The sequence below is a fragment of the Sphingobium sp. UBA5915 genome (assembly GCF_002431195.1).
Taxonomy (GTDB): domain Bacteria; phylum Pseudomonadota; class Alphaproteobacteria; order Sphingomonadales; family Sphingomonadaceae; genus Sphingobium; species Sphingobium soli.
Map to the genome: position 1 here is coordinate 1 of NZ_DJDV01000084.1, position 25,415 is coordinate 25,415.

Annotated in this window: 33 protein-coding genes; 16 read left to right on the plus strand and 17 right to left on the minus strand. The window is 64.8% G+C overall.

The genetic code is table 11. From position 1 onward, the window contains the following. The 6 genes from B2V90_RS13840 to B2V90_RS13865 all read left to right on the plus strand — a co-directional run. Window positions 1-963 (plus strand): HAMP domain-containing sensor histidine kinase (locus B2V90_RS13840; RefSeq protein ID WP_293921759.1); only part of this gene is annotated, 963 nt, incomplete at its 5' end. 62 nt (window positions 964-1,025) lie between these two features. Then, the gene (locus B2V90_RS13845; RefSeq protein ID WP_009820947.1) at window positions 1,026-1,457 is read left to right on the plus strand and encodes an HPr kinase/phosphorylase; all 432 of its coding nucleotides are present in this window, start codon (window positions 1,026-1,028) and stop codon (window positions 1,455-1,457) included. Then, window positions 1,454-2,392, plus strand: a complete 939-nt coding sequence (gene rapZ, locus B2V90_RS13850; RefSeq protein ID WP_228222097.1) for an RNase adapter RapZ — start codon at window positions 1,454-1,456, stop codon at window positions 2,390-2,392. Before B2V90_RS13845 ends, rapZ begins: the two co-directional genes overlap by 4 nt. A 22-nt stretch (window positions 2,393-2,414) precedes the next feature. Next, the gene (locus B2V90_RS13855; RefSeq protein WP_009820945.1) at window positions 2,415-2,819 is read left to right on the plus strand and encodes a PTS sugar transporter subunit IIA; all 405 of its coding nucleotides are present in this window, start codon (window positions 2,415-2,417) and stop codon (window positions 2,817-2,819) included. Continuing rightward, window positions 2,816-3,088 carry an HPr family phosphocarrier protein gene (locus B2V90_RS13860; protein ID WP_009820944.1) on the plus strand — a complete coding sequence of 91 codons (273 nt, stop codon included), beginning with the start codon at window positions 2,816-2,818 and terminating at the stop codon, window positions 3,086-3,088. The genes B2V90_RS13855 and B2V90_RS13860 overlap by 4 nt, the downstream gene beginning before the upstream one ends. 87 nt (window positions 3,089-3,175) lie before the next feature. Continuing rightward, window positions 3,176-3,772 (plus strand): hypothetical protein, encoded by a 597-nt coding sequence (locus B2V90_RS13865; RefSeq protein ID WP_228222098.1) that lies wholly within the window; start codon window positions 3,176-3,178, stop codon window positions 3,770-3,772. A gap of 261 nt (window positions 3,773-4,033) precedes the next feature. On the opposite strand, the gene B2V90_RS13870 is transcribed toward B2V90_RS13865, so the two are convergent. Then, the gene (locus B2V90_RS13870; RefSeq protein WP_228222099.1) at window positions 4,034-5,146 is read right to left on the minus strand and encodes an AI-2E family transporter; all 1,113 of its coding nucleotides are present in this window, start codon (window positions 5,144-5,146) and stop codon (window positions 4,034-4,036) included. 123 nt (window positions 5,147-5,269) lie between these two features. Between B2V90_RS13870 and B2V90_RS13875 the strand changes: the two genes are divergently transcribed. Together B2V90_RS13875 and B2V90_RS13880 are read left to right on the plus strand one after the other, a co-directional pair. Continuing rightward, window positions 5,270-6,070 carry a TrmH family RNA methyltransferase gene (locus tag B2V90_RS13875; protein WP_228222100.1) on the plus strand — a complete coding sequence of 267 codons (801 nt, stop codon included), beginning with the start codon at window positions 5,270-5,272 and terminating at the stop codon, window positions 6,068-6,070. 129 nt (window positions 6,071-6,199) lie between these two features. After that, window positions 6,200-7,447 carry an MFS transporter gene (locus B2V90_RS13880; protein ID WP_037542514.1) on the plus strand — a complete coding sequence of 416 codons (1,248 nt, stop codon included), beginning with the start codon at window positions 6,200-6,202 and terminating at the stop codon, window positions 7,445-7,447. A gap of 4 nt (window positions 7,448-7,451) precedes the next feature. On the opposite strand, the gene B2V90_RS13885 is transcribed toward B2V90_RS13880, so the two are convergent. From B2V90_RS13885 to B2V90_RS13940, 12 genes are all read right to left on the minus strand, one after another. Beyond that, window positions 7,452-7,766 (minus strand): hypothetical protein, encoded by a 315-nt coding sequence (locus B2V90_RS13885; RefSeq protein WP_228222101.1) that lies wholly within the window; start codon window positions 7,764-7,766, stop codon window positions 7,452-7,454. Window positions 7,767-7,771: 5 nt separating this feature from the next. Further along, window positions 7,772-8,230, minus strand: a complete 459-nt coding sequence (locus B2V90_RS13890) for a hypothetical protein (protein WP_228222102.1) — start codon at window positions 8,228-8,230, stop codon at window positions 7,772-7,774. 132 nt (window positions 8,231-8,362) lie between these two features. After that, the gene (gene rplS / locus B2V90_RS13895; RefSeq protein ID WP_009820937.1) at window positions 8,363-8,731 is read right to left on the minus strand and encodes a 50S ribosomal protein L19; all 369 of its coding nucleotides are present in this window, start codon (window positions 8,729-8,731) and stop codon (window positions 8,363-8,365) included. A 7-nt stretch (window positions 8,732-8,738) separates the two neighbouring features. Beyond that, window positions 8,739-9,476: a tRNA (guanosine(37)-N1)-methyltransferase TrmD gene (gene trmD, locus B2V90_RS13900; RefSeq protein ID WP_228222103.1), complete on the minus strand. Its 738-nt coding sequence runs from the start codon at window positions 9,474-9,476 to the stop codon at window positions 8,739-8,741. Next, entirely contained in the window at window positions 9,473-9,754 is a 282-nt protein-coding gene (locus B2V90_RS13905; RefSeq protein ID WP_228222104.1) for a hypothetical protein, read from the minus strand. The genes trmD and B2V90_RS13905 overlap by 4 nt, the downstream gene beginning before the upstream one ends. 48 nt (window positions 9,755-9,802) lie before the next feature. Next, window positions 9,803-11,299 (minus strand): serine hydrolase domain-containing protein, encoded by a 1,497-nt coding sequence (locus tag B2V90_RS13910; protein ID WP_228222105.1) that lies wholly within the window; start codon window positions 11,297-11,299, stop codon window positions 9,803-9,805. Next, a complete protein-coding gene (locus B2V90_RS13915) occupies window positions 11,296-11,694 on the minus strand; it encodes a type II toxin-antitoxin system VapC family toxin (RefSeq protein ID WP_228222106.1) in 399 nt (132 codons plus the stop codon). The genes B2V90_RS13910 and B2V90_RS13915 overlap by 4 nt, the downstream gene beginning before the upstream one ends. Beyond that, entirely contained in the window at window positions 11,691-11,957 is a 267-nt protein-coding gene (locus B2V90_RS13920; RefSeq protein ID WP_228222107.1) for an AbrB/MazE/SpoVT family DNA-binding domain-containing protein, read from the minus strand. Before B2V90_RS13920 ends, B2V90_RS13915 begins: the two co-directional genes overlap by 4 nt. 31 nt (window positions 11,958-11,988) lie before the next feature. Further along, window positions 11,989-12,468 carry a ribosome maturation factor RimM gene (gene rimM, locus B2V90_RS13925; protein ID WP_228222108.1) on the minus strand — a complete coding sequence of 160 codons (480 nt, stop codon included), beginning with the start codon at window positions 12,466-12,468 and terminating at the stop codon, window positions 11,989-11,991. A 5-nt stretch (window positions 12,469-12,473) separates the two neighbouring features. Next, window positions 12,474-12,923, minus strand: coding sequence for a 30S ribosomal protein S16 (gene rpsP / locus B2V90_RS13930; RefSeq protein WP_009820930.1), 450 nt, complete (start codon window positions 12,921-12,923; stop codon window positions 12,474-12,476). A 43-nt stretch (window positions 12,924-12,966) separates the two neighbouring features. Further along, complete coding sequence (gene ffh, locus B2V90_RS13935; protein ID WP_228222109.1) at window positions 12,967-14,442, minus strand: signal recognition particle protein; 1,476 nt, start codon at window positions 14,440-14,442, stop codon at window positions 12,967-12,969. Between the two features lie 259 nt (window positions 14,443-14,701). Next, complete coding sequence (locus B2V90_RS13940; RefSeq protein ID WP_293921774.1) at window positions 14,702-15,067, minus strand: hypothetical protein; 366 nt, start codon at window positions 15,065-15,067, stop codon at window positions 14,702-14,704. Between the two features lie 351 nt (window positions 15,068-15,418). Between B2V90_RS13940 and B2V90_RS13945 the strand changes: the two genes are divergently transcribed. From B2V90_RS13945 to B2V90_RS13980, 8 genes are all read left to right on the plus strand, one after another. Continuing rightward, on the plus strand, window positions 15,419-16,816 hold the full coding sequence (locus tag B2V90_RS13945; RefSeq protein WP_228222111.1) for an amino acid permease: 1,398 nt from the start codon (window positions 15,419-15,421) through the stop codon (window positions 16,814-16,816). A gap of 10 nt (window positions 16,817-16,826) precedes the next feature. After that, window positions 16,827-17,447 carry an energy transducer TonB gene (locus tag B2V90_RS13950; RefSeq protein ID WP_228222112.1) on the plus strand — a complete coding sequence of 207 codons (621 nt, stop codon included), beginning with the start codon at window positions 16,827-16,829 and terminating at the stop codon, window positions 17,445-17,447. 44 nt (window positions 17,448-17,491) lie between these two features. Next, window positions 17,492-18,292 (plus strand): diaminopimelate epimerase, encoded by an 801-nt coding sequence (dapF, locus tag B2V90_RS13955; RefSeq protein WP_228222113.1) that lies wholly within the window; start codon window positions 17,492-17,494, stop codon window positions 18,290-18,292. Further along, complete coding sequence (mtaB, locus tag B2V90_RS13960) at window positions 18,292-19,614, plus strand: tRNA (N(6)-L-threonylcarbamoyladenosine(37)-C(2))-methylthiotransferase MtaB (protein WP_228222114.1); 1,323 nt, start codon at window positions 18,292-18,294, stop codon at window positions 19,612-19,614. Before dapF ends, mtaB begins: the two co-directional genes overlap by 1 nt. Before the next feature lie 12 nt (window positions 19,615-19,626). Beyond that, on the plus strand, window positions 19,627-20,559 hold the full coding sequence (ftsY, locus tag B2V90_RS13965) for a signal recognition particle-docking protein FtsY (RefSeq protein ID WP_228222115.1): 933 nt from the start codon (window positions 19,627-19,629) through the stop codon (window positions 20,557-20,559). Window positions 20,560-20,656: 97 nt separating this feature from the next. After that, entirely contained in the window at window positions 20,657-21,304 is a 648-nt protein-coding gene (gene ispZ, locus B2V90_RS13970; RefSeq protein WP_228222116.1) for a septation protein IspZ, read from the plus strand. Window positions 21,305-21,465: 161 nt separating this feature from the next. Then, window positions 21,466-22,080, plus strand: coding sequence for a superoxide dismutase (locus B2V90_RS13975; RefSeq protein ID WP_228222117.1), 615 nt, complete (start codon window positions 21,466-21,468; stop codon window positions 22,078-22,080). A 126-nt stretch (window positions 22,081-22,206) separates the two neighbouring features. Continuing rightward, on the plus strand, window positions 22,207-22,641 hold the full coding sequence (locus B2V90_RS13980) for a hemerythrin domain-containing protein (RefSeq protein ID WP_228221689.1): 435 nt from the start codon (window positions 22,207-22,209) through the stop codon (window positions 22,639-22,641). A gap of 6 nt (window positions 22,642-22,647) precedes the next feature. On the opposite strand, the gene B2V90_RS13985 is transcribed toward B2V90_RS13980, so the two are convergent. From B2V90_RS13985 to B2V90_RS14000, 4 genes are all read right to left on the minus strand, one after another. Next, complete coding sequence (locus tag B2V90_RS13985) at window positions 22,648-24,180, minus strand: methyl-accepting chemotaxis protein (RefSeq protein WP_228221690.1); 1,533 nt, start codon at window positions 24,178-24,180, stop codon at window positions 22,648-22,650. Further along, window positions 24,180-24,416: a hypothetical protein gene (locus B2V90_RS13990; protein WP_009820917.1), complete on the minus strand. Its 237-nt coding sequence runs from the start codon at window positions 24,414-24,416 to the stop codon at window positions 24,180-24,182. The genes B2V90_RS13985 and B2V90_RS13990 overlap by 1 nt, the downstream gene beginning before the upstream one ends. Window positions 24,417-24,522: 106 nt before the next feature. Further along, window positions 24,523-24,876, minus strand: coding sequence for a (2Fe-2S) ferredoxin domain-containing protein (locus tag B2V90_RS13995; RefSeq protein WP_414711608.1), 354 nt, complete (start codon window positions 24,874-24,876; stop codon window positions 24,523-24,525). Continuing rightward, a complete protein-coding gene (locus B2V90_RS14000; RefSeq protein ID WP_228221692.1) occupies window positions 24,849-25,397 on the minus strand; it encodes a J domain-containing protein in 549 nt (182 codons plus the stop codon). Before B2V90_RS14000 ends, B2V90_RS13995 begins: the two co-directional genes overlap by 28 nt. Window positions 25,398-25,415: the final 18 nt, after the last annotated feature.

Consider the following 25,415-nt stretch of genomic DNA (forward strand, 5'->3'; position numbering starts at 1 on the left):
ACGGTTCGCATCGAACGCTTCCGACTGAGCGTCCTGCTCGCCCTCGTCGCGCTGATCTCCGTCCTGTTGTCGCTCTTCCTGGCACGCACCATCGTCCGCCCCTTCCAGCGCCTGGCCCGCGCAGCGGTGCGCGTGCGCCTGGGCCGCGCGCGCGAAGTCACGGTGCCGCGCCTGCCCGAACGGCGCGACGAAATCGGCATGCTGGCCCGCGCCCTCTCAGACATGAGCCATGCGCTGCGCCAGCGGATCGACGCGACCGACGCCTTCGCGGCTGACGTGAGCCATGAACTCAAGAACCCGATCGCATCGCTGCGCTCCGCGCTCGATTCGCTCGAACGGGTGGACCGCCCGGATCTGCGCGCGCAATTGATGGCGATTGCGCAGGATGACGTGCGCCGGCTCGACCGCCTCGTTACCGACATTGCCGAAGCCTCGCGCGTCGACGCGGAACTGTCGCGCACCCGCTTTGAACCCATCGACCTGGGCCTGCTGATCGAGAAAATGGTGATCGCCCGCGAAGCGCGCGGCGTGCCACGCGGCGTGCGGCTGGCCTTCGCCCGCCCGCGCAAGGATGTCGCCGTCGTGCTGGGCGAGGAAGGCCGGCTGGTGCGCGTGCTCGACAACCTCATTGACAATGCGGTGTCCTTTTCGCCCGACGGCGGCCTTGTCCGCATCATCGCCACGGTGGCGGACGATCAGGTGCTGGTCAGCGTGGAGGATGAAGGGCCGGGCGTCCCCGAATCCGAACGCGAACATATTTTCCGCCGCTTCCACAGCGTTCGCCCCGAAGGCGAGGCGTTCGGCAAACATTCGGGCCTGGGCCTCGCCATCGCCCGCTCCATTGTCGAAGGGCATCAGGGCCGCATCAGCATCGGCGACCGGGAAGATGCGCAGCGCGGCGCCAGCTTCGTCGTGCGCCTGCCGATGGCGGTGGCGCGCGACCCCGGCATTGTTTCGGAATAAGACGGCAAGGCATTGCTCGCCCATTTTCATCGGCCGCGACAGGCGTTAGAAGGGGCGGGATAATGGCGCGCGCCCTTTCCTCCGAAACGCTGCATGCGACCAGCGTGGCCATCGATGGCCGGGCCGTATTGCTGTGCGGACCCAGCGGCGTCGGCAAGTCTGACCTGGCGCTGCGCCTGATCGACCGTGGCGCGACGCTGGTCAGCGACGATTATACGCTGGTCCAGCGCATCGACGGCGCGCTGCGCGCCACCGCGCCCGACACGATCGCGGGGAAGATGGAGGTGCGCGGCCTTGGCATCGTGCCCATGCCCCATGGCGACGCGCCCGTCGCACTGCTGTGCGACCTGTTCGACCAGGTCGACCGCATGCCGCCCGAAGGCCTGTCCCGCGCCGTCGCCGGGCTTCAGGTTCCGGTTATCAAGATTGCCCCGTTCGAAGTCTCCGCCGCGATCAAGGTCGAACTGGCGCTCAGGACGCTGGCGCCGCGATGACTGCATCCCACCCCAAATCGATCCTTTTGCTGTCGGGCCTGTCAGGCGCGGGCAAGACCACCGCGCTCAAGACGCTGGAGGATATGGGCTGGGAAGTCGTCGACAATCTGCCGTTGATGCTGCTCGACCGGCTGCTCGACACGCCGTTGCCCGTCGGCCATGGCGCGGATGCCGACCGGCCGCTGGCGCTGGGCATCGACGCGCGCACGCGCGGCTTTGACGCCGGCGCCATCGTGCGCCGCATCAAGGGGCTGCGCGAACGCCACGGCCATGACATCGAAACCCTGTTCCTCGACTGTTCGGACGCGGAACTGGAACGGCGCTTTGCCGAAACCCGCCGCCGCCATCCGCTGGCGGCCGATCGCCCCGCCGCCGATGGCATCGCGCGCGAACGCGAACTCACCGAACCGCTGCGCCGCTGGGCGAGCCAGGTGATCGACACCACCAGCTTTTCCAGCAACGCCCTGCAACAGGAAATGCGCGACCGCTTTTCGCGGCCCGGCCTGTCGGAGCCGGTGCTGACCATCCTGTCCTTCGGCTTTTCGCGCGGGGTTCCGCGCAACGCCGACCTGATGTTCGACATGCGCTATCTGCGCAATCCGCATTGGGACGATGCGCTGCGGCCCAAAACCGGGCTGGAGGCCGACGTCGCGGCCTATATCGCGCAAGATCCCGCCTATGCGGACAGCGTGGGCCGGATCGAGGATCTGCTTGTCACGCTGCTGCCGCGCTATGCCGAAGGGGGCAAGACCTACATCACCGTGGCGTTCGGCTGCACCGGCGGGCGGCACCGTTCCGTCCATGTCGCCGATCGGGTCGCGAGGCACTTGCAAGCGGCGGGCTTTTCGCCCACGGTTCTGCACCGCAATATAGAATCAGCGCCCCAGGACAGTCTGGAGAAGCGCCGGCCGGGAGGCCCGAAAGCAGAATCATGATACAGGTGGGCCGCACAAACACATGATCGGACTCGTTCTCGTCACCCATGGGTCGCTGGCGACCGAATTCGTTGTCGCCATGGAACATGTCGTAGGGCCGCAGCAGCAGATTGCGACGATCTGCATCGGCCCGGAAGACGATATGGAATTGCGCCGCGCGGACATTGCCGCCGCGGTCGCGCGCGTCAATGATGGGGCGGGCGTCATCCTTCTCACCGACCTGTTCGGCGGCACGCCGTCGAACCTTGCCATCTCGCTGCTCAAGGCCGGCGAGATCGAGGTGATTGCCGGCATCAACCTGCCCATGCTCATCCGCCTGGAAAGCGCGCGCAAGGTCATGGACGTGCGCGCCGCCGTCGCCGCCGCGCGCGAGGCGGGCCAGAAATATATCAGCGTAGCATCGGAATTGTTGGGCAGCACTGCATGAACGAATTCAGCCAGGACGTCCGCATCACCAACAAGCGCGGCCTCCACGCCCGCGCCAGCGCGAAATTCGTGACCCTGGCGAGCGGCCTGCCCGCTGACGTCACCGTCAGCAAGGACGGCCATCATGTCACCGGCACGTCGATCATGGGGCTGATGATGCTGGGCGCGGCGATGGGCGACCAGATCACGATCAAGGCAACGGGGCCGGACGCCGCGCAGGCGCTCAGCCAACTCGTCACCCTGGTCGAGGACAAGTTCGGGGAAGAATAGGCGCGGCCGGCTGGCAAAGCGGCGCTGGCATATTTTCCCACTATGCGTGCGTCCTTCCGATAGGATCGCATTTCCTGGAGCCACCCCATGACCATGATGCCCCTGCCCCTGAACGCGCATCGCCCCTCGATCCTTGTCCGCCATATCGCGGCGCTGGTCGGCATGGTCGCGCTCAGCGCGCCGCTGGCCGCCCAGACGGCCCCGCCCCCGCAACAGGGCACGATGGCGGTCGAAGCGCATCTTGCTGACGGCAGCCGCGACGGCACGACCGAAAGCGCGCGCGACGCCGCCGGAGAGGCGCTTTCGGCGCGCGGCTTCACCTTGCTGGATGGCGCGGATCATGCGGCCTACTGGATGGAACTGGTCATCGACCGGTCCGACGTCGGCACCGGCGACGCGAAGGTCGCTCCGTCCAGCTCCAACCTTGCGAATGGCGGCGTACCCGGAGCTGCGGGCTCCGTCTTCAAGGTGCCGCTGCCATCGGGCAAGTCGCGCCATGTCGCGCTGCAAAAGACGCGGCTGGACATGATCCTGCGCAAACGGGGCAGCGCGGCGTCGGTCTGGCGCGGATCGGCGGTCACGGTGCGGTCTGCGGACCAGCAGGACGCGGCGGCTAAGGCGCTCAGCGGCGCATTGGTGCGCGCTTATCCGGCCCAGTCCGACGCCGTCATCGGCGTGCCCTGAACCGCTAACCCTGCGCAATGCGGAAGGCCAGGATAAGAGTTCCAATGTTGGATTTTATCTGATCTATCCTGCTGGATGTCGTCCATCCGGCCTCTTGTGACACGCGCGCCGCGCCCGATCGTGAGGCGCCATCGGCCTGTAGCGTCGGGTTCGCGCAGGTGTCGCTTCAGTGTCGCGTCGCAGTCGCCTAGTGGTCGCTTCCGCCCGCAAAAGCGCCACGACACTGTGAACTTCGGACGCCTGACAGGTCGGACCGCCTCGTCAGCCCTCCTTCGCCGCGTCGATGCCCGCATCCTCCCCCCGCATCCGGGTAAAGATATTCCACGTTGCGATGAACAAAGCCGCGATCACCGGGCCGATGACGATGCCGTTGAAGCCAAACAGCTCCAGCCCGCCCAGCGTGGAGATGAGCACCACATAATCGGGAATGCGCGTGTCGCGGCCGACCAGGATGGGGCGCAGCACATTGTCGACCGACCCGATCACCAGCGCGCCGCACACCACCAGCACCACACCCTGCCACACCGCGCCGGTGGCGAACAGATAGATGGCGACGGGCACCCACACGATCGCGGTGCCGATCGCGGGCAGCAGCGAAAAGGCGCCCATGAGCACCCCCCAGAGCAGCGCGCCCTGGATGCCCAGCGCCCAGAAGACCAGCCCGCCGATCAGTCCTTGCACGATGGCGACGACGATGCTGCCCTTGATCGTGGCGCGGGTGACGATGACGAACTGCTCGATCAAGGCGGTGCGCTGTCCCGCGCGCAGCGGCGCGGCGGCGGCGACCTTGCGCGCCAGCCAGTCGCCATCGCGCAACAGGAAGAAGGCCAGATAGAGCATGACGCCCAGCGCCACGAAAAAGCTGAAGGCGCTCTGCCCGATCTGGAACGCTTGACCCGCCAGCGTGCGAAAACTGCTGGTCAGCCCCCGCGTCACCATTTCCTGCGCGGCATAGAAATTGGTGATGCCCAGCCGCTGGACATAGGGGCGCAACCAGTCGGGCAGCGCCGCGATCACGTCGTAGAACAGGCGAACGAAATTGATCTCGCCCGACTGGACCTTGCCATAGAAATAGGTCGCTTCCTGCAACAGCGCTGCGCCCAGGACGAAGGCCGGGACGATCACCACCAGCAAAATGAGGAGCAAGGTCAGCAGCGCCGCCGCATTGGTCCGCCCCGGCATCTGCGCGCGGATGCGATGATGCACCGGCGCGAACACGATCGCGACGATGACGCCCCACAGGATCGCGGCGAAAAAGGGTTCGATAACCAGAGCGAAGGCGACCGACACCAGCAGCACGAAGCCAAGGAAGAAGCCATCTTCCAGCTTGATCGACAGGTGCATGGGCGGCGGCGGATCGGAATCGGGTGTCATGGCGCATCCTTGGCAAAATCCTTGCGCCAAATCCATCGCCCTGCGCGGGGCAAGCCTGTCCTTTTGCGCTTGTGCCCGCTAAGGAAGCCGCCTGTTTATCTCCAGCATGGGCATATCGGCGCAGTGGCACGTGAAATCACCGGTTTTTCCAACCCGCTGGTCAAGCGCGTCCGCAGCTTGCGGGAAAAGAAATATCGCAAGGCCGAAGGGCTGTTCCTGGCCGAAGGGCTGCGCATCCTGACCGAAGCGCGCGAGGAAGGCGTGCTGCCCGACATGCTCTTCCATGCCGGCACCGCCCATCCGCTGGGGCTGGAACTGATCGACGATATCGAGGCAGCGGGCGGCGACGTCATCGTCACAACGCCGGACATCCTGTCCAAGATCAGCGGCAAGGACAATGCGCAGGCACTCGTCGGCGTCTATCGCGACCGGCTGACGCCGCTGGCCGCGCTTGACCGGAGCAGCGCCGACATCTGGATCGTCGCCCAGTCGCTGCGCGATCCCGGCAATCTGGGCACGATATTGCGCACCGGCGACGCTGTCGGCGCGGGCGGCATCATCCTGATTGACGATTGCGTCGATCCCTTCTCGGTCGAATCGGTGCGCGCCAGCATGGGCGCGCTCTTCACCCAGTCGATCACGCAGGCGCGGTGGGAAGAGTTCCTCCCCTGGCTGCGCGGCGGCGCGGGCCAACTGATCGGCACCAGCCTCAAGGCCACGCAGGATTATCAGGAGCCGGCCTATCAAAGCCCCAGCTTCCTGCTGGTTGGTAACGAGGCCCAGGGCCTGCCCGCCGACTATGAAGCGCAATGCGACCTGCTGGTCAAAATGCCGATGCGCGGCAAGGCCGACAGCCTCAATGCCGCGGTGGCTACTGCTGTGATGGCCTATGAGCTGCTGAACCAGAGGCGAAAGACATCATGACTGTCATCCCGGCGAAGGCTGGGATCTCACTTTTCTTTACCGCGACAAAGGCAGAGAGATGCCAGCCTTCGCTGGCATGACGAATTCCGGGGGGCGAAAAACGTGACACAGACCAGCGGCATCGGCGAAATGTGGCGGCACAAGCGCGTGCTCGCGGCCAGCCTGATCGGCACGGCGGTCGAATTTTACGACTTCTACATCTACGCCACCGCCGCCAGCCTGATCTTCCCTGCGCTGTTCTTTCCGGCCTCCTCCCCCACCGCGCAACTCATGGCCTCCTATGGCAGCCTCGCTCTCGCCTTCTTCGCGCGGCCGCTGGGCGCGGCGGTGTTCGGCCATTATGGCGACCGGGTCGGGCGCAAGGCGACACTGGTGACGTCGCTGATGCTGATGGGTGGCTGCACGCTGGCCATCGGCTTCCTGCCCACCCATGCGCAGATCGGCTGGTGGGCGCCTCTGATCCTCTGCCTGCTGCGCTTCGGACAGGGCCTTGGCCTGGGCGGCGAATGGGGCGGCGCGGCGCTGCTGGCGGTGGAAAACGCGCCGCCGGGCTGGCGCGCGCGTTTCGGCATGTTCCCGCAGCTGGGCGCGCCGGTCGGCTTCATCGCCGCCAACGGCCTGTTCCTGATCCTCGACACGGCATTGTCTGAAGCGGATTTCCTCGCCTGGGGCTGGCGCCTGCCATTCCTGGGTAGCGCGGTGCTGGTGTTCCTGGGCTTGTGGGTCCGCCTCAAGCTGACCGAAACGCCCGAATTTGCAGCGGCGCAGGCGGAAGCGCCGCCCCCCGCCCTGCCGCTCGCCACGCTGCTGCGCGATCATCTGGGCGCGGCCATTGCCGGCACCTTCGCGGTCGTCGCCTGCTTTGCCGTCTATTATATCGCCACCGCCTTCGCGCTGGGCTACGGCACCACGACATTGGGCATCGACCGCAGCATCTTCCTGTCGCTGCAACTCGGCGCCATCCTGTTCATGGCAGTGGGCATTGTGCTGGCCGGCTGGTGGTCGGACCAGCGTACGCCCACGCGCGTGCTGGCCTGGGGCTGCGCGGGCACGACGCTGATGGGACTTGCCTTCGGACCGATGATCGGCACGGGCGCGCTGCTCCCTATCTTCGCGATCCTGGCGATCGCCCTGTTCCTGATGGGCTTCGTCTACGGCCCGCTGGGCGCCTATCTGCCCGCGCTCTTCCCGATCCAGCTGCGCTATACTGGCGCGTCCTTCGCCTTTAACCTTGGCGGCATCATCGGCGGCGCGCTCGCCCCGATCGTCGCGACCTGGCTGATCGCGGCGCAGGGTGTGGCGCTGGTCGGCCTCTACATGACCGCGGCCGCAGCCATCAGCCTCGCGGGCCTGTGGTGGACCAGCCGCGCCGCCTGATCGGTCAGCGCAACATGCGCACCGCGATCCAGGCGCTGGGCAGGCCGATAACCAGCGCAACGCCCAGCGCATAGACCAGGAAGAAGACCATGGCGAAGACGACCATCCCGGTCGTCCCGCCCGGTTCCTGCGGCTGCGGCCCCGCCAGCGTGATTACCAGCATCACGGCAAAGGCGATCAGCGCCAGCAGGGGAAAGGCGGACGCCGCGACCAGCACCTGCCGCCCGGCGCTCAGGTCAGGCCAGCGGCCAAGACTGAACTTCGCCGCGCCGAAGCTCATCAGGATCGCCAGCAGCGCCGACCCGACCAGAAAGCCCATCGTCCCTAATCCGCGCAAGGCTGCGGCGGCAGCGTCTTGCCGGCACCGTCCAGCGACTGCACCGCAAACCGCCCGTCCGCATAGCGGACCGTCACAATGTCCCGCGCCCGCAAGTCGCCCCACAGCTGACGAAAGGCCGGCGACCGCGCCGCATCCGCAATATGCACGTCGCCCCGCTTATCCGTCATGAAGCGCGTTTCGCGCGACCCGGAGCGCGAGGAGGCTATGAGCCGCAACTGGCTATCGGGCGGCGGTGCCTGCCCTTTGATCTGCGCCATGATCGTCACCGCCCTGCCCTTGCACGACAGGTTGAGCGCGCCGCCTGTGGGCGAATCCCATTGCCCGGTCAGATATTCGCCAACGCCGTTCTGATAGGCATAGGTCCACATGGATTTCCCCGCCGCCGGCAGCGCGGCTGGCAGGGCGATGACGGCGACCGCCGCAAGTCCCGATATGATGCGCATCTCTCTCTCCTCGCCATCACGGAAGGATAAGCGCGCCTGGCGGCCCCGAGGTTCCCGGAGGGCCCGGGACAAAAAAAGGCGGCGAGCCGAAGCCGCCGCCTTTCCTTACCCTCAGGTCTGATCGCGCGGCGATCAGCCTTCGCTGCGGGTGTCGCGGCGCTCGGCGATACGAGCGCGCTTGCCGGTGCGGCCACGCAGATAATAGAGCTTGGCGCGACGCACGACACCGCGGCGAACGACAGTGATCGAATCGATGTTGGGCGAATAGAGCGGGAACACACGCTCCACGCCTTCGCCGAACGAAATCTTGCGCACGGTGAAGTTGGACCCCATGCCCTTGTTCGAGCGGGCGATGCACACGCCTTCATAATTCTGGACGCGGCTGCGGTCGCCTTCCTTGACCTTGACGCCCACGCGCAGCGTGTCGCCGGGGCGGAAGTCGGGGATATCCTTGGCGAGGGCGGCGATGCTTTCCGCCTCGATCTGCTGGATGATGTTCATGTCACACTCAGTCCTTGGTCGTTCGTTGCGCACCAGAGGGCGGCTGGTCCCGAACGCCGATATGACGTTCCCAAAGGTCCGGCCGCCTTAGCCGTGTATCCTCCTCCGCCCTTTGTTTCCGCCAGGCGGCGATCTTCGCATGATCCCCCGATCGCAACAGTTGCGGGATCGTGCGCCCCTCCCATTCCACCGGGCGGGTATAATGCGGATATTCGAGCAGCCCTGTTTCGAAGGATTCCTCGACTCCACTGGAAGCCGCGCCCATTACACCGGGAAGCAGCCGCACGCAAGCGTCGAGCAGCAGCAAAGCCGCCATTTCCCCGCCCGACAATATGATGTCCCCCATGCTGACCTGTTCGATGGCGCGCGCTTCGAAAATCCGCTCGTCAAACCCCTCGAACCGGCCGCACAATATGGTCGCGCCCGGCCCGGCGGCCAGGTCGCGCACACGCGCCTGCGTGATCGGGCGTCCGCGCGGCGTCATCGCCAGCACCGGCAGGTCGGGCCGCTTGTCCAGCGCATGATCCACCGCCTTGCCCAGCACGTCGGCGCGCAACACCATCCCCGCGCCCCCGCCCGCCGGCGTATCGTCCACGGTGCGATGCTTGTCGGCGGCAAAGTCGCGGATCTGGATTGGGTCGCACGCCCATTTCCCCTCGGCCAAAGCCCGCCCTGCAAGCGACACGCCCAGCGGTCCGGGAAACATTTCCGGATAGAGCGTGAGGATCTGCGCGGTGAAGGTCATCCGCGCCGCCTCGCCCGCAGCCGCGCGGCGGAAAAGCCGCCGGCAAGGCACAGCATGCCGCAGACAAGCAGCGTCAGGCCGAAGCGGATCAGCAGGTCCGACCAGCCATCCTGCCGCGTCATGCCTGGCAAAATGAAGAGCAAGGGCAACGGCAGGACGAGCGCGAACGCCACCGCGATCTTGACGCCCGTGCGCCAGCTTATCCCCCACAGTCGCCACCCCGCCGCGAGCAGGAACAGCAGATACAGCATCAGGACGATTTGCGGGACGACAGCCATATCGCCGCGCTTAGGCGATGGGGCGGGCAGCGTCCAGCAGGCGCCGCTTCATGGCTGGCGGGCGACCAGCTTCAATTCCTGAATCCCTGCTGTCGGCGTTGGCGCAAGCAGCAACGTCCCGTCCACACGCCCGCGCTCGCACGACCAGGTAAAGCTGCCCGACAGATTGCCGCTGGCCGAGATCGGCGCGTCCGTGCGGCAGTCCCCCACTTCACGGCGCAATGCAGCGAGCCGACGCGTCCAGCTGTCTGCATCGCTATCCATCAGCATGTTCATCGCCAACCGCTCGCGCGCCGCCAATATATTTCCAGCCGCATAGATTTGACCCGCAACGGCATAGCCGTCAGCCAGATGCGGCGTTACCGGCGGCTCCCGCGCAACCAGCGCACCTGCCTGCTTCAAAGCGACCGCCGCATCCCAGGCCGGACCCGCCCCGCCATTATAGGTGCGGTTAGTGAAAACGAAAATGCCCACGCCATAGTCCGGCATCAGCATCACATGGCTGCCATAGCCGGGATAGCCGCCGCCATGGGCCAGGGTCAGCCCCAAGTCGCAATCCTGCGCGACGCGCATGCCAAAACCATAGGCCGCCGCCTGCTTGCAAGCGCTCGGCCCGCTCTTGCCATTGCGCTGCGCCAGCTTCGCGAAATTGCTGCCTTGCGCCAGCATCCGCACCGACGCGCGCGAGACCGGCGCTTGATCCGGATCATCCCGTGCCGGCCAGGCCGACAGCAGGAAGGCGACCCAGCGCGCATAGTCGGTCGCGCTGGTCTGCAAGCCCCCCATCGCGCCGAACGCACCATCGTCCATGTCCGGCTCGCGCAGCCACCGCCCTTCCTCCCAGCGATAACCCAGCGCGCGCCGATCCTGTGGCCATTCACGCACGGCATAGCCGCTCGACGTCATGCCGATCGGACCAAGCAGGATGCGTTCGACATAGCCGCGATAGGGCATGCCGCTCACATTGGCGATCACCCGGCCGAGCAGAGCATAGCCAAGATTGCTATATTCATAGCGCGTACCCGGCGCGGTGTTGAACGGCACGCCCTGTGCCAGCAACCGCGTGAATGCCTCCTGCGGCATCGGCGTCTGGCGGTCGCCCCATGGATTGTCGTCGACGAACCCGGCGCTGTGGGTCAAAAGGTCGCGGATGCGGATGCGCGGACTGTCCTTCGTGGGATAGGTCCACTGGCGCAGTTCGGGGACATGCTGTTCCGCCAGGTCATCCAGCGACAACTTGCCGTCTTCGCGCAGCTTGAGGATGGAAAGCGCGGTGAACGCCTTGGTCATCGATGCGATGCGGAACAGGCTGTCGGGCGTGACCGGGCGTTTCTGGTCCAGATCCTGCACGCCAAAAGCCTTCACATGGACCAGACGCCCATTGGCGACGATGCCATAGATAAGGCCGGGGGAATGGCTGTCTTGCCCAAAATCATGGAACAGGCGGTCGATGTCAGGGACGACAGCAGCGATCTTCTTTTCGTCTGCCTGCGCATGGGCAAGGGCGGGAAAGCAAAGCAGCAGGAGCACCAGCCAGAACTTCACAGGGTCCAGTCCTCCATTTTCAAGCCCTCGATATCCGCGAAGTCCTTCCGATTACGCGTCACCAGAACCATTCCGAGCGCCAACGCCTGTGTTCCGATCAAGCGATCGAAGCTGTTGCGAGGAATGCCGACTTGGGCCGCCACCTGCGCATAGGTCCGCGATGCCGGGTCATCAAAGGGCGCAATATTCAGCAGAGAGAGGAAGGCCTCCACCCGCCGCCCGTCCCCTACCGGATCGCTGGACGCGCGATTACCCACCCGCAATTCGGCAGCGGTTATCGCCGACACGCTCAACGCGTCCAGGCAATCGCCCATGCGCCGCGCCAGCGTCGCGCTTCGCCCCAGCAGGAAATCAATGCAAACATTCGTGTCAAGCAGATAGAGCGACGTCGTCATGCGGCCTGGGTCGCGGCATGGCTCCAGTCACGGTCATCTTGAGCCGTATCGTCCCGGCCATCCGCCATGAAGCCGGCAGACATGCTGCCGTAAAGTCCCATCAGGACCTCCCGCGCCCGATCCTGTCGCCAGAAGAAAAAGCTGCCATCGTCATGCGAGACGAGCGTCACTTCTTCGCCTTCCTCCAACCCCAGCGCCTTGGGCAGGCGCAAGGCCAGGCTGTTGCCCGACTTGAATACCTTGGACTTATACTCTTCGTCCATGGGACGCCTCCGTATATACGGGCCGTATATACTATTCCACGAATGCAGCGTCAATCACAGCTCCGCCGTCGCCCAGCGTCACCGCATGCATCGGCACCATGAAGCGCTTGCCACTGGCGCGTTGCACTTCGACAATGTCGCCCGCGCCGAAATTCTCGACCGCGACGACGGTGCCCAGCGCCTCGCCCGTGCTGGATGCGCAGGGCAGGTCGATAAGGTCGACATGATAATATTCGCCCTCGCCCAACGGCGGCAGGGCGGATCGCGGCACTGTCAATTCCGTGCCGCGCAGCGCCTCGGCCGCGCCGCGATCGCTGATTTCGGCAAAGCGGGCGACCGCGCCATTGGGGCCGGCGCGCACCGACTTCAGTGTCAGCGTGCGCCCGGCGGCCATGAAGGCGCCATAGCCCTTCAAGCTGTCCGGCCCATCGCCGAACAGCTTGAGACGAACCTCGCCCGTCACCCCATGCGCCCCAGTGACGACGGCCAGAGTGACGGGCTTGTCGGTCAAGTCGATCAGCCTTCGGCCTGCTCGGCAGTGGCTTCTTCGGCGGGCGCGGCTTCCTCAGCAGGAGTCTCAGCCGGCGCGTTGGCGGCTTCTTCCGCAGCCTTGCGGGCTTCTTCGGCCTCGGCAGCCTTGGTAGCGCGATCTTCCGCGCGGTCCTTGGCCTTCTGGCCCGGCTCCGCCTTCTTGGGGTTGTTGCGGGCAGCGCGTTCCTTCACGCCGGCGGCGTCCAGGAAGCGGGCTACGCGGTCGGTCGGCTGCGCACCGGCGGCGACCCAGTGCTTCGCGCGCTCGATGTCCAGAACGACGCGCTTTTCATCGCCCTTGGGCAGGACGGGGTTGTAGCTGCCGATACGCTCGATGAACTTGCCGTCACGCGGCGCGCGGCTGTCAGCGACGACGATGCGATAATAAGGACGCTTCTTGGAGCCGCCGCGCGACAGACGGATGGAGGTTGCCATGGATATTTGCCTTTCTGTTCAACTCTGATCTGTGAAAAACTGCTTATTTCTTCATGAAATTCTGAAAGCCTGGGGGAAGCTTTGGCATGGTGCCGCCAAGACCGCCCAGTCCGCCCAGCCCCGACAGGTCGGGCGGCGTGCCGCCTTCAGGACCGCCAGCGCCGCCCAGGCCGCCCATTCCGCCGCCGCCGAACATTTTGGCCAACCCCTTGAGGCCACCCATCTTGCGGATCTTCTTCATCGCGCTTTCCATTTCCTGATGCATTTTCAGGAGCCGGTTGACTTCCTGCACCGTGGTGCCGGAACCCTTGGCGATGCGGATCTTGCGCTTGGCGTTGATGAGCGCGGGCTTTTCGCGCTCCTTGGGCGTCATGGAGCCGATCATTGCGTCGAGGTGGACCAGCGTCTTATCGTTGGCCCCGCTGTTGGCCATCGCCGCCTGCGCTTTTTTGAGGCCCGGCAGCATGCCCGCCAGCGCGCCCAGCCCGCCCATGCGGCGCATCTGATTGAGCTGCGCGCGCAGGTCGTTCATGTCGAACTGACCCTTGGCCATTTTCTTGGCGAGCTTGTCGGCTTCCTCGGCGTCGATCGTCTCGGCCGCCTTTTCCACCAGCGACACGACATCGCCCATGCCCAATATACGCTGCGCGACACGTTGCGGGTGAAAGAGTTCGATCGCGTCGAGCTTCTCGCCGGTGCCCGCAAACTTGATCGGACGGCCCGTGACCGCGCGCATCGAGAGCGCCGCGCCGCCGCGCGCGTCGCCGTCCATGCGGGTCAGCACCACGCCGGTCAGCGGCACCTGCGCGGTGAAGCTGGTCGCGACATTGACCGCGTCCTGGCCGGTGAGCGAATCGACGACCAGCAGGATTTCGGCCGGCGTGGCGACATCCGCCACCGCCTTCATCTCGTCCATCAGCGCCTGATCGACGTGCAGGCGACCGGCGGTGTCGAGCATCACCACGTCGAAGCCCTGGAGCTTCGCCGCCTGCAACGCGCGCCTCGCGATATCGACCGGCTGCTGACCGGCGATGATCGGCAGAGTCGCGACATCCGTCTGCGTGCCCAGCACCGCCAGCTGTTCCTGCGCGGCCGGGCGCTGGACGTCGAGCGACGCCATCAGCACCTTCTTGCGCTCTTTTTCCTTCAGGCGCTTGGCGATCTTGGCGGTGGAGGTCGTCTTGCCCGACCCCTGAAGCCCCACCATCATGATGACGGCGGGCGGCGTCACGTCGATCATCAGGTCGGACGTGTCCGAACCCAGCGTTTCCGTGAGCGTGTCCGACACGATCTTGACGACCATCTGCCCGGGCGTGACCGAACGCAGCACATCGCTGCCCACCGCCCGCTCGGTCGCCTGGTCGACGAACTGGCGCACCACGGGCAACGCCACATCGGCTTCCAGCAGCGCGATTCGCACCTCGCGCATCGCGGCGCGGACATCGTCCTCCGTAAGCGCACCGCGCCCACGCAGCTTATCGAAGACCCCACCTAGGCGATCGCTGAGCGAATCGAACATCAACACCTCATCCGGGCCGAAGCCCTTGAAAATTCGTAGCAGACCCCTCAAACGACAAAATCGCCGGCGGGCGAAACCTCGCCGGCCAGCGTCCATCCGATGCCCCGATTGGGCGCCCTGGAGTCGTCAGAGTCGAACGGCACGCCGCCCGATGCTGGACGTGCCCTTAGGGGAATGCGTGCGGAATGGCAAGCGGGGAGCGGGATAGCGGGGTTGGGTGGAGAGCGGACTGTCGGGTTAGCAGCGTATCCGCCAGTTATCACGCCTGACTGATGTAGTGATCGAACTGGCGCATTTCGCCCCATCGGCCCAAATCATGTTTTTCTATGGATGCCATCAACATATCTTGAAGAGCCAAAAAATGTTTAAATACGTAGGCCCTATCCAAAGCGGTGCTAGATGCCGCATGTTGAATATCAAGTATGAAACTGCTTTTAGTGTTTCGCAGTAGGTCAGCTATGATTTCGACCATTGCGAGAGCCTCTTCAGCATTATCCAAGTGAAGCGTTACATCGATGGGGTAAGGCTCGACAGGTGCGCAATCATCAATGTAGCCGATAATTTGTTCGTCAGTTGCATCCGTAATGCCGCGATCCATAGCCAACTCCATCGAACTGCCGTTCATCACCCCGCTCTTCCCATAGTTTGATGAATGTCGGGTTTCGAGAAGATGTTGGAGGCGCAGAACCGGCAAGAAATGGTCGATCCTTGCTACTCCCTTCGTCATGCTGGGCTTGACCCGGCATCCCACTTATTTGTCTTTGCGAAAAAGCGGGATCCCGGCTCAGGGCCGGGATGACGGTACGGACTCACGTTTACAGAGGCTCTTCTACATTGCCCTTCGTTGCCAAGCTGTGATCCACAACACTGCACCCGAACACCCACTTTCCGATAGGATCGCCCCCGCGTAATTTTATGTCGCATTCTGTGGAAAATATGCGAAGCTAAGGGTATAGCAGAGGGGAGCATCACACGCATGAGCTGGACACGCCGCAAGCCGATGGAGGCCATGGTGCCGCAGGATAGCGGGCACCAACTCGCCCGCACCCTCTCCTGGCCGCACTTGCTGGCGCTGGGCGTCGGCGCGATCGTGGGCACGGGTATCCTGACGCTGATCGGAGTCGGCGCGGAACGCGCCGGGCCGGCGGTGCTGCTGTCCTTCGCCATTGCCGGCGCGATCTGCGCCTGCGCGGCGCTTGCCTATGCCGAACTTTCTACCATGATGCCGGCGGCGGGCAGCGCCTACAGCTACTCCTATGTCGTCCTTGGCGAAGGCATCGCCTGGATCGTGGGCTGGTCGCTGATCCTGGAATATAGCCTCGTCGTGTCGACCGTGGCGGTCGGCTGGTCGGGCTATGCCGGCCCGCTGCTGACCCCACTGGGATTTCCCGAGGCGCTCACCAAGGGACCGGAACTGGGCGGCATCATCAACCTGCCCGCCATCTTCATCATCGCCGTGGTCGCAGCGCTGCTGATGTTCGGCACGCGCGAAAGCGCCCGGCTCAACACCATCCTCGTCCTCATCAAGATCGTGACGTTGAGCCTGTTCGTCGCTTATGCCCTGCCTGCTTTCGACGCGGCGAACCTGGAGCCGTTCATGCCCTTCGGCTTTGCCAAGTCGATGAGCCCCGATGGCGTCGAACGCGGTGTCATGGCCGCGGCCGCGATCATCTTCTTTGCCTTTTACGGCTTCGACGCGATTTCGACTGCGGCCGAGGAAGCGAAAAACCCCGACCGTGACCTTGCCATCGGCATCGTCGGGTCGCTGATCGTCTGCACGTTGATCTATGTCCTTGTCGCCGCCGCCGCGATCGGCGCGCTGCCCTTCACCCGCTTTGCCGACAGTCCCGAACCGCTGGCGCTGATCCTGCGCGAAATGAACCAGGGCGGCGTGGCGCGCATCGTCGCCATCGCGGCGGTCATCGCGCTGCCGACGGTGCTGCTGGGCTTCCTCTATGGCCAGAGCCGCATCTTCCTGGTGATGGCGCGCGACGGCTTCCTACCGCAAAGCCTCGCCCGCATATCGAAACGCGGCACCCCGGCGCGGATCACGCTGGTGACGGCGGTGCTGGTCGCGATCATCGCGGGGCTGCTGCCGATCGACGAGATCGCGGCGCTGGCCAATGCCGGCACGCTGATCGCCTTCACCGCCGTTGGCCTCTGCCTTCTCGTCCTGCGCAAGCGCGCGCCCGACCTGCGCCGCCCGTTCCGCACCCCGGCGGCCTGGATCGTCGGCATCGGCGCGGTCGCGGGCTGCGCCTATCTGTTCCTCAGCCTGCCGATGATGACGATCATGGCGTGCGCGGCCTGGAATGCGATCGGCCTGGCGGTGTATTTTCTGTATGGGCAGCGACGGGCGAGCGCCGCAAAATAAGGAGCTGGAATTGACTGCCTTACTAAGCATCATGCTGGCCGCGACACTTGTTCCAGCAATGCCGGCAAAGTCGCCCGGATATTGGCTGAGCGACGACGACTACCCTTCGGGTGCGCTGAAGCGGAAAGAGGAAGGGCCGGTAGCATTTTCCCTTCTCATCTCGCCGACCGGGCGCATTGCCAACTGCATGATCACGCAGACCAGCGGCTCGGCGGATTTGGACGAACGAACCTGTGCCATGATCGCGTCACGCGGTCGCTTCAAAGCGGCGAGGGACGAAAATGCCGCTGCGACATACGGCTCGTATAGAGGAATGCTGTACTGGCGCCTTCCCGGCAAGCTAGGTGGCCCATCCTATCGCTATGTGCCTCCTGTTGATATGACATTACAGGTCAAGCGCTTGCCCGGCGGAGCGCAGGAGGAGCGCGTAACGCTGACCGCAAAGTTTGATCAAACCGGACATGTCACTGCTTGCCAAGCGTTCAACCCCGACCAATCGTCCGCAAAACTGGTTGAGGTCGCATGCCAGCAGACACAGCAATTCTTTAGCTCAGTCACCGCCGACGCCGACGGGCGTCCAGTGCCTATCGTGCAGCAGCTCACTGTCAAATTCCAGGTCGCGGCACCTTAAGCCCGGACTCGCCTTTTCCCCTCACTCGCACTACATGCCCGCGCATGGGGCGCTTCTCGAAAATGCATGGCCTGGGCAATGACTTCGTGGTCATCGACGCGCGCGCCGCGCCGATGGCCATGAACGAAGCGCTTGCGCGCGCCATTGCCGACCGTCATGCCGGCATTGGTTGCGACCAGTTGATCGTGATTGGCGATGCGCCCGATGCCGACGTGTCGATGCAAATCTTCAACGCCGACGGCAGCGAGGTGGAGGCGTGCGGCAACGCCACGCGCTGCGTGCCGTTGTTTGTCGGGCATGACGTCACCATCCGCACCAGGGCCGGCCTGCTCGACGCCCGGCTGATCGACGGCGGGGCCAGCGTCGACATGGGCGCGCCGCGTTTCGACTGGAACGCGATCCCGCTCGCCTATGCGATGGACACGCTGACGATGCCGGCAAGCTGGGAAGAGCTGCCCGCTCCAGCCGCGGTCAATGTCGGCAATCCGCATGTCATCTTCTTCGTTGATGATCTGGATGCGGTGGACACGGCGCGGCTTGGCCCCATGATCGAGCAGGACCCGCTCTTCCCGCAGCGGGTGAACGTCAATTTCGCGCAGGTCGTGGGCGAAAACCACATCCGCCTAATCGTCTGGGAAAGGGGCGCGGGCCTCACCCGCGCCTGCGGCACCGGCGCCTGCGCCACCGCCGTCGCCGCGATCCGGCGCAAACTGGCGCGCGGCCCTGTCACCGTGACACTGCCGGGCGGCGATCTCGTCATCGACTGGCGGCCGGGCGGTTCGATCCAGATGACCGGCCCCGCCACCCACGTCTTCGATGGCGAGGCGGACTGGGCGCGCTTCTGATGCCCGGCCCCGACATCATCACCATGGGCTGCCGCCTCAATATCGCGGAGAGCGAGGCGATACGGCAGATGGCGGCGGAGCAGGACGACCTGATCGTCGTCAACAGCTGCGCCGTCACCGCCGAAGCGGTGCGCCAGACCCGCCAAGCGATCCGCCGCGCCCGGCGCGAGCGCCCCGACGCACGCATCCTCGTCACCGGCTGCGCCGCCCAGACGGAGCCGCAGACCTTTGCCGCCATGGCGGAGGTGGACGCTGTCATCGGCAATCGGGAGAAGATGGAGGCGGCGACCTACCACCGTCCGTTCGGTTCGAGCGAAGTCGAGAAACGAGAACACAGCGCTGACCGCTTCTCGACTGTGTTCGAAGCGAACGGTGGGTTGGACCTGCCCAAAGTCCGCGTCGCCGACATCATGGCCGTGCGCGACACCGCGCCACATATGGCGAGCGCCTTTGCCGACCATGCCCGCGCCTTTCTGGAGGTGCAGAATGGCTGCGACCATCGCTGCACCTTCTGCATCATCCCCTATGGCCGGGGAAACAGCCGCTCCGTCCCGGCGGGCGCGGTCGTGGACAAGGCGCGCGAGCTGGTGGACGCGGGCTACCGCGAAATCGTCCTGACGGGCGTCGATGTCACCAGCTATGGCCCGGACCTGCCCGGCGCGCCGACGCTCGGCCTGCTGGTCGAACGCATATTGAAAGGCGTGCCCGACCTGCCGCGCCTGCGCCTCTCCTCGATCGACAGCGTGGAAATGGACGATCGCCTGTTCGACCTCATCGCGCATGAACCGCGCATGATGCCGCATGTCCATCTGTCGCTTCAGGCGGGCGACGACATGATCCTGAAGCGCATGAAGCGCCGCCACAGCCGCGCCGACGCGGTAAGGATCGCCGAGCGGCTCAAGGCCGCACGGCCGGACATCAGCATCGGCGCGGACATCATCGCCGGCTTCCCGACCGAAGACGACGCCATGTTTGCGCGCAGCCTGGCCCTCATCGACGATTGCGCCATCGTCCACGGTCATATCTTTCCCTATTCCCCGCGTGAAGGCACGCCCGCCGCGCGGATGCCGCAGGTCGATCGGCCGACGATCAAGGCCCGCGCCGCCCGCCTGCGCGCCGCCTGCGCGGAACGCCGCGACGCTTGGCTGCGCAGCCTGATCGGCACGCAACAGTCCGTGCTGGTCGAACGCAGCGGCCTGAGTGGCCATGCGGAAAATTTCTCGCCGGTGCGTTTTACGGCGACGCAGACACCCTCCGCCATCGTGCGCGCGACCATCACGGGACTTGAGAAGGGCGTCCTGATCGCGCAAGAGGCGGCATGACGGATTATCACCATGGCTGACACTAACTGGCGCGATCGACTGTTCGGCGGCCTCAAGCGCACGTCCGACCGGCTGGGCGACAATCTGACCGGCCTTTTCACCAAGGCTGCGCTCGACGACCAAACGCTCGACGAGATTGAGGAGGCCCTGATCGTCTCGGACCTTGGCCCGGCCATGGCCGCGCGCGTGCGCGACAGGCTGGCCGAAGGGCGCTTCAACAAGGAACTTACCGAGGAATATCTTCGCGAGATCATCGCCGAAGAGATCGAAAAGACGCTCGCCCCCGTCGCGCGCCCGCTGGAGATTGAGGCGTTTCCCCGACCCCAGGTCATCCTGGTCATCGGCGTCAATGGATCGGGCAAGACCACCACCATCGCCAAACTGGCGCATAATTTCCTGGAACAGGATTATGGCGTGATGCTGGCCGCCGGCGACACATTCCGCGCCGCCGCGATCGGCCAGCTCAAGGTCTGGGCCGAACGGCTGGGCATCCCCATCGTCGCGGGCAAGGAAGGGGGCGATGCCGCCGGCATCGTGTTCGACGCCGTCAAGCAGGCGACCGCCACGGGCATCGACGTGCTGATCGTCGATACCGCCGGGCGGCTTCAGAACAAGACCGAACTGATGGACGAACTGGCCAAGGTGCGCCGGGTGCTGGGCCGTTTGAACCCGGCGGCCCCACACGACGTTGTGCTGGTGCTGGACGCCACGACGGGACAGAATGCGTTGAACCAGATTGAGGTCTTCAAGGAAACCGCGCAGGTGACGGGGCTGGTCATGACTAAGCTGGACGGCACGGCGCGCGGCGGCGTATTGGTCGCGGCGGCGGAGAAGTTCCGCCTGCCCATCCACGCCATTGGCGTGGGCGAAAAGATCGAAGATCTACGCCCCTTCGATCCCGGCGACATGGCAAAGGCGATCGCGGGCACCGCTTATGCGCGGTAAGCGATAAGAAGCCGTTCGGGTTGAGCCTGTCGAAGCCCAGCCCTCCTCTTGAGAAAAGCGAGGCCCTTCGACAGGCTCAGGGCGAACGGATGATGCAATGACCGCGACAAAATCTCCCCATAACGGCACCCTGTCCCTTGCGCTCGACTTCGGGCCGCTCCTTGTGTTCTTCCTGACCTACAAGGGCGCAGGCTGGATATGGGGTGCGGGCAATCCGATCACGGCGATGATTTTTGGCACCGGCGCCTTCATGGCCGCGATCGTCATTGCCGTCATCATCTCGAAGGTAAAGCTGGGCCGCGTATCGCCGATGCTCTGGCTCTCGGCGCTGCTGATCCTCTTTTTCGGCGGTCTTACCATCTATTTCCGCGACCAGAGCTTCATCCAGGTCAAGCCCACCATAATCTATGCCTTTTTCGCACTGATGCTGATTGCAGGACTGTTGCGTGGTCAGCCTTTGCTCAAATATCTGCTTCAGGCGGCCTATGACGGACTGACGCATGAAGGCTGGATGAAGCTGTCGCGCAACTGGGCGCTGTTCTTCGTCGCCATGGCGATCGCCAATGAAGCCATGCGCAGGTCGATGAGCTTCGACACCTGGCTCGCGGTCAAGGTCTGGGGCGTGACGATCGTCTCGGTGGTTTTCGCCGGCGCCAACATCCCGATGCTGATGCGCCATGGCCTGACGCTGGGCGAGGAAAAGCCGAGCGATGAAATCGGCGAAACCGCCCCGCCGCAGGGCTGATTTCTGCGATCGTTTCGCAATAGGCACAAGCCTCTTTTAATCCGCGCCGGCGAACGCATATGGGAAGCGCGGCGGGCTTGCAGCCTTGCTGCACCGATGAACCTTTCGGCCGCTCCGTCCGTTGAGCGGCCGTCCCCATAACGAACCCGAGGAGTTCCGCCATGGCCTTTGTTCTGCCCGACCTTCCCTATGCCAAGGACGCCTTCGGCGACATCCTGTCGGCCGAAACCTTCGACTATCACCATGGCAAGCACCATAATGCCTATGTGACCAAGGCCAATGAGCTGGTCGCCGCGGATGCGTCGCTCCAGGGCAAGTCGCTGGTCGAGCTGATCGAGTCGTCCAAGGGCGGCCTGTTCAACCAGGTGGGTCAGATCTGGAACCACACTTTCTACTGGCATTCGCTCAGCCCCGAAAAGAAACAGCCGTCGGGCGAGCTGCTGGAAAAGATCAACGACGCCTTTGGTTCGGTCGATGCGCTGATCGACAAGATGAAGGCGGAGGCCGTGGGCCATTTCGCCAGCGGCTGGGCCGCGCTGATCCTGAAGGACGGCAAGCTGGAGGTGACCAGCTATCACGACGCCGACACGCCGGTCGCGCATGAAGGCCACACGCCGTTGCTGATCCTCGATGTATGGGAACATGCCTATTATATCGACTATCGCAACGCGCGCCCCAACTATGCCGAGCGCGTGCTCAAGGAAGCGATCAACTGGGATTTCGCAGCCCAGAATCTGGATGGCCAGGGCGTCAGCCGCGCTGACCAGCCGGCCTGATGTTCAAACGCCGCCCTGCCGCTACGGCAGGGCGGTGCTTTCCCTGCCATTATGCGCAGGATGACAAGATATTCTTAAATATCTGCGGCGATGATCTACCCTCCAGCGCGACGCTAGGAGGGACGGATGGACCTGGACGAGTTACGCCGCCAGCATGCAGCGATCGGCCTCACGGCGCGCGCGCTCGAACAAGCGGTTTCAGAAACATATCAACCCGACGGCGTGGCGAGACTGCGCTGGCAACTGGCGCGACAGCTTATGACGCATGTCGCGTTCGAAGACCGCATCTTTTATCCCACGCTTATAAGATCAGCCGAAGCGCGAACGCGGGACCGGGCCACCATGCTTGAAAGGGAACTTGGCGCACTGGGCGATCGCTTCAAAGCCTACATGACCGACTGGAGCGATGCGCGCATCCGCCGCGAATGGCCGGCATTTTGCGCCGAGACGCGGCCGATCCTCAACATGCTCATGGACCGTATCGGTCAGGAAGACCGCCTGTTTGACACATTGGCGCACGATCGCACGATTCGTCACGGCACCACCGCCCGGTCCGCCTGACCGGGATCAGGCCGCTTCCAGCTGCGCCACGAATTGGTCGGCCGCGCGCTGCAAGGCTTGTGCTGTACGGGACAATCCCGAAGCGGCGCTCGACACGCGATCGGAAAGGCTTTCGGTGCTGCGCGCCATATCGGCCGCTTGCTCCACCTGCTGCGCCATGCGCGTGACGCCTTCGGCCGTATCGCGGGCCGACTCGCCGATGGCGCTGGTCGCATTACGCTGGCTATCGACGGCCTGCTGGATCTCCCCGGCTGCCGCCGCCAACTGCTCGACCACGCGCGCAACGTCGGACAAGGCGCCTTGGGCCACGCCCGCACCCTGATGCGCAGATGTCGCTAGCGATTGAATCTCGCCGGTCGCGCTTGCCGCCTGCCCGGCCAGTTGCTTCACTTCCTGCGCCACGACCGCGAACCCGCGCCCGACCTCTCCTGCGCGGGCGGCCTCGATCGTCGCGTTGAGCGCCAGCAAGTTGGTCCGTGCCGCGATTTGCGTGATCGAATCGGCAAAGCTGGTGATGGACGCGGTGCGGCTTTCCATGTCCCGGACAGCATCGTGCCCGGCGCCTGACACGCGCTTTGCGTCGCTGCCAAGGGTTGCCTGCTGTGCCGCTGCCGTGGCGATGGCGGTGATGGACTGGGACAATTGCTCGATACGGCCGGCCAGTTCCGCCGCGCGATCCGACGACCGCTCGGCCGCCGCCACGGTTTCGTCCGTCCCCGCGCTCGCGCGCCGCGCCAGTTCGTTGAGCGCTCGCGCCGACTCGTCCAGTTCGCGGGTCGCACCGCTGACCGCGCCCACGACATCCGCAATCGACTGGCGAAAGGCCTTAACCAGCGCCAGCGTTTCCGCGCGCCTTTCCGTGGTGAGCCGCGCGCGCTCCTGCTCGCGTTCGGCGCGCATGGCGTCCTCGCGCAGAGCCGCTTCATGGCTCGCCGCCATGGCGCGTTCAGCGGCGGTTCGCCCCGCCTCCGCGGCATCGGCCAACTGCGCCGCCGCGTTCGCGTGGCTATCAAGCGCGAGCAACTGGGACCGCAGACGCACCGCCAGATAGCACAGTACCGCAGCCTGCAAACTGACCGCCAGGCCGTGAACCGCGACACGCTGCACATCGCCGCGCCCCAGAAACACCCACTCGGGCGCGATGAAGTTGAGCGCAAGATGGTGCAACGCCGTCAGCCCCGCCGACAGCAGGATCGGCCGCCAATCATAGAGCAGCGCCAATCCTGCCAGCGCCACGAAGAAGAACATATGCGCGTCCATCTGCCACCGGTGCCCGGACAGCAGGAAGACGCCAAGCGCCGGCTGAACCGTCGCCAGAGTGCTCATCATCAGGCGAACGACCGCATCTTGACGATGGCGCAGGACCATGATGGTGGGCATAACATTCACCAGCGCCGATACCAGCAGCACCTGCGCCCCATCGCCTAGGCCAAGCCCGAGCGAAAGCAGCCCCAAGGCACCGCTCCAGATCCAGCTGCCCAGCAACAGGATCTGCAATCCCTGAAGCCGCAAGCGGCTCAGACTATCGATCGCCCGCATCAGCCGATCTCTCCGCAACCGCCTGCGCGCGCCGAGAGCACCAGCACGCCGCTGTGCAGCAAGGGCTGTATCAGGCGAGCGCGTTCACCTTCGATAAGAAGACTATGCCCCGGCCCCGCGCCCACCAGCCTTGCCCCATGGGCAATGGCAACCGAAGCGAGCGCGGCGCGACCAGCGGTGGTTACAGGGACCAGCGCCATCCGGCCCGATGGGGGCGGCATGACATACAGAAACATCAGCCCAAAAAGGCCAAGGCCGCATTGCAGGAAAACAGGCGCGCTACGCCCTAATCGAGCAGGAATCGTCATACCGTCGCGATAAGGGCGGATGGTAAGGATGTGATTAACGATTCGCTGCGGCAGACAGCCCTAATTCCCGCGCCAGCATGTCCAAATCAGCCTTTGGGCGCACCAGCAACCAGTCACGACTGTCGGCGCCATTTACGACGGTAACAGCGTTTTTCGGGCATATGCCGAGGCAATTCACCTCGACGATTCCCGCTGCGGCCTTGCGCCCTTTTTTCAACGATAAATGCCGGCGCAATGCCTTGGCCAAATGCTCGTCGCCATCCGGGCCAAATCCGCCGTCAACCTTCTTGGAGCATTTGCGGCAGATCAGCACCGCCTGCTGCCAGTTTGATCGGATATGATCCTTCAATCCGCTGCCTTTCAGTCCGCCGCCGCGCGCGGTTTCCAGGTCCGGCGCTCCTCGGCGGCGCGCAGTACCTCATACGCGGCCTGTATGGCCTGAAACCGCACCGCAGCCTCGGCATCGCCCGGCTTCACATCCGGGTGATTTTCCTTCGCCAGCCGTCGCCAGCTTTTCTTGACCGTCTCGAAGCTCGCATCGTCCTCAAGCTCCAGTGCCTTGAGGGCATGGAGTTCGTCGCGCGACCGGCTGCCATCGCCCGGCCCGCCCCAGCCATGATAGGCGCTGGACTGAAAACCGCTGGCGTCGCGGCGCTCCGCCCGCTCGCGCTGTTCGCGCTCTTCCTGGTCCAGCCCCTGAAAATAATCCCAGTTCCGGTTATATTCCGCGGCGTGATCGAAACAGAAATACCAGCGTTCCGGGCTGTTGGGGGATTTGGGCGCCGGACACTCCCCCGGCTTTTCGCAGCCATGGCGATCGCATAACCGCACCTGCTGCGCCTCGCGCGCCGCGCCATAGCTGCGCCACCGGGGAAATCCCCAGTCATTGGATCGACCTTGTTTCGCCATCACTGCAAACTAGGGAAT

Coding starts and splice junctions, on each gene's coding strand:
- B2V90_RS13890 (WP_228222102.1), bottom strand. CDS start 8,230: ATGCGCATCATATCGGGACTTGCGGCGGTCGCCGTCATCGCCCTGCCA.
- mtaB (WP_228222114.1), top strand. CDS start 18,292: ATGCCCGGCCCCGACATCATCACCATGGGCTGCCGCCTCAATATCGCG.
- B2V90_RS13905 (WP_228222104.1), bottom strand. CDS start 9,754: ATGGCTGTCGTCCCGCAAATCGTCCTGATGCTGTATCTGCTGTTCCTG.
- B2V90_RS13980 (WP_228221689.1), top strand. CDS start 22,207: ATGGACCTGGACGAGTTACGCCGCCAGCATGCAGCGATCGGCCTCACG.
- B2V90_RS13860 (WP_009820944.1), top strand. CDS start 2,816: ATGAACGAATTCAGCCAGGACGTCCGCATCACCAACAAGCGCGGCCTC.
- B2V90_RS13975 (WP_228222117.1), top strand. CDS start 21,466: ATGGCCTTTGTTCTGCCCGACCTTCCCTATGCCAAGGACGCCTTCGGC.
- B2V90_RS13865 (WP_228222098.1), top strand. CDS start 3,176: ATGACCATGATGCCCCTGCCCCTGAACGCGCATCGCCCCTCGATCCTT.
- B2V90_RS13945 (WP_228222111.1), top strand. CDS start 15,419: ATGAGCTGGACACGCCGCAAGCCGATGGAGGCCATGGTGCCGCAGGAT.
- B2V90_RS13855 (WP_009820945.1), top strand. CDS start 2,415: ATGATCGGACTCGTTCTCGTCACCCATGGGTCGCTGGCGACCGAATTC.
- B2V90_RS13920 (WP_228222107.1), bottom strand. CDS start 11,957: ATGGACGAAGAGTATAAGTCCAAGGTATTCAAGTCGGGCAACAGCCTG.
- rapZ (WP_228222097.1), top strand. CDS start 1,454: ATGACTGCATCCCACCCCAAATCGATCCTTTTGCTGTCGGGCCTGTCA.
- B2V90_RS13880 (WP_037542514.1), top strand. CDS start 6,200: ATGTGGCGGCACAAGCGCGTGCTCGCGGCCAGCCTGATCGGCACGGCG.
- ispZ (WP_228222116.1), top strand. CDS start 20,657: ATGACCGCGACAAAATCTCCCCATAACGGCACCCTGTCCCTTGCGCTC.
- ffh (WP_228222109.1), bottom strand. CDS start 14,442: ATGTTCGATTCGCTCAGCGATCGCCTAGGTGGGGTCTTCGATAAGCTG.
- rplS (WP_009820937.1), bottom strand. CDS start 8,731: ATGAACATCATCCAGCAGATCGAGGCGGAAAGCATCGCCGCCCTCGCC.
- rpsP (WP_009820930.1), bottom strand. CDS start 12,923: ATGGCAACCTCCATCCGTCTGTCGCGCGGCGGCTCCAAGAAGCGTCCT.
- B2V90_RS14000 (WP_228221692.1), bottom strand. CDS start 25,397: ATGGCGAAACAAGGTCGATCCAATGACTGGGGATTTCCCCGGTGGCGC.
- B2V90_RS13990 (WP_009820917.1), bottom strand. CDS start 24,416: ATGTTTCTGTATGTCATGCCGCCCCCATCGGGCCGGATGGCGCTGGTC.
- B2V90_RS13940 (WP_293921774.1), bottom strand. CDS start 15,067: ATGAACGGCAGTTCGATGGAGTTGGCTATGGATCGCGGCATTACGGAT.
- B2V90_RS13870 (WP_228222099.1), bottom strand. CDS start 5,146: ATGACACCCGATTCCGATCCGCCGCCGCCCATGCACCTGTCGATCAAG.
- B2V90_RS13885 (WP_228222101.1), bottom strand. CDS start 7,766: ATGGGCTTTCTGGTCGGGTCGGCGCTGCTGGCGATCCTGATGAGCTTC.
- ftsY (WP_228222115.1), top strand. CDS start 19,627: ATGGCTGACACTAACTGGCGCGATCGACTGTTCGGCGGCCTCAAGCGC.
- dapF (WP_228222113.1), top strand. CDS start 17,492: ATGGGGCGCTTCTCGAAAATGCATGGCCTGGGCAATGACTTCGTGGTC.
- B2V90_RS13845 (WP_009820947.1), top strand. CDS start 1,026: ATGGCGCGCGCCCTTTCCTCCGAAACGCTGCATGCGACCAGCGTGGCC.
- B2V90_RS13985 (WP_228221690.1), bottom strand. CDS start 24,180: ATGCGGGCGATCGATAGTCTGAGCCGCTTGCGGCTTCAGGGATTGCAG.
- B2V90_RS13915 (WP_228222106.1), bottom strand. CDS start 11,694: ATGACGACGTCGCTCTATCTGCTTGACACGAATGTTTGCATTGATTTC.
- trmD (WP_228222103.1), bottom strand. CDS start 9,476: ATGACCTTCACCGCGCAGATCCTCACGCTCTATCCGGAAATGTTTCCC.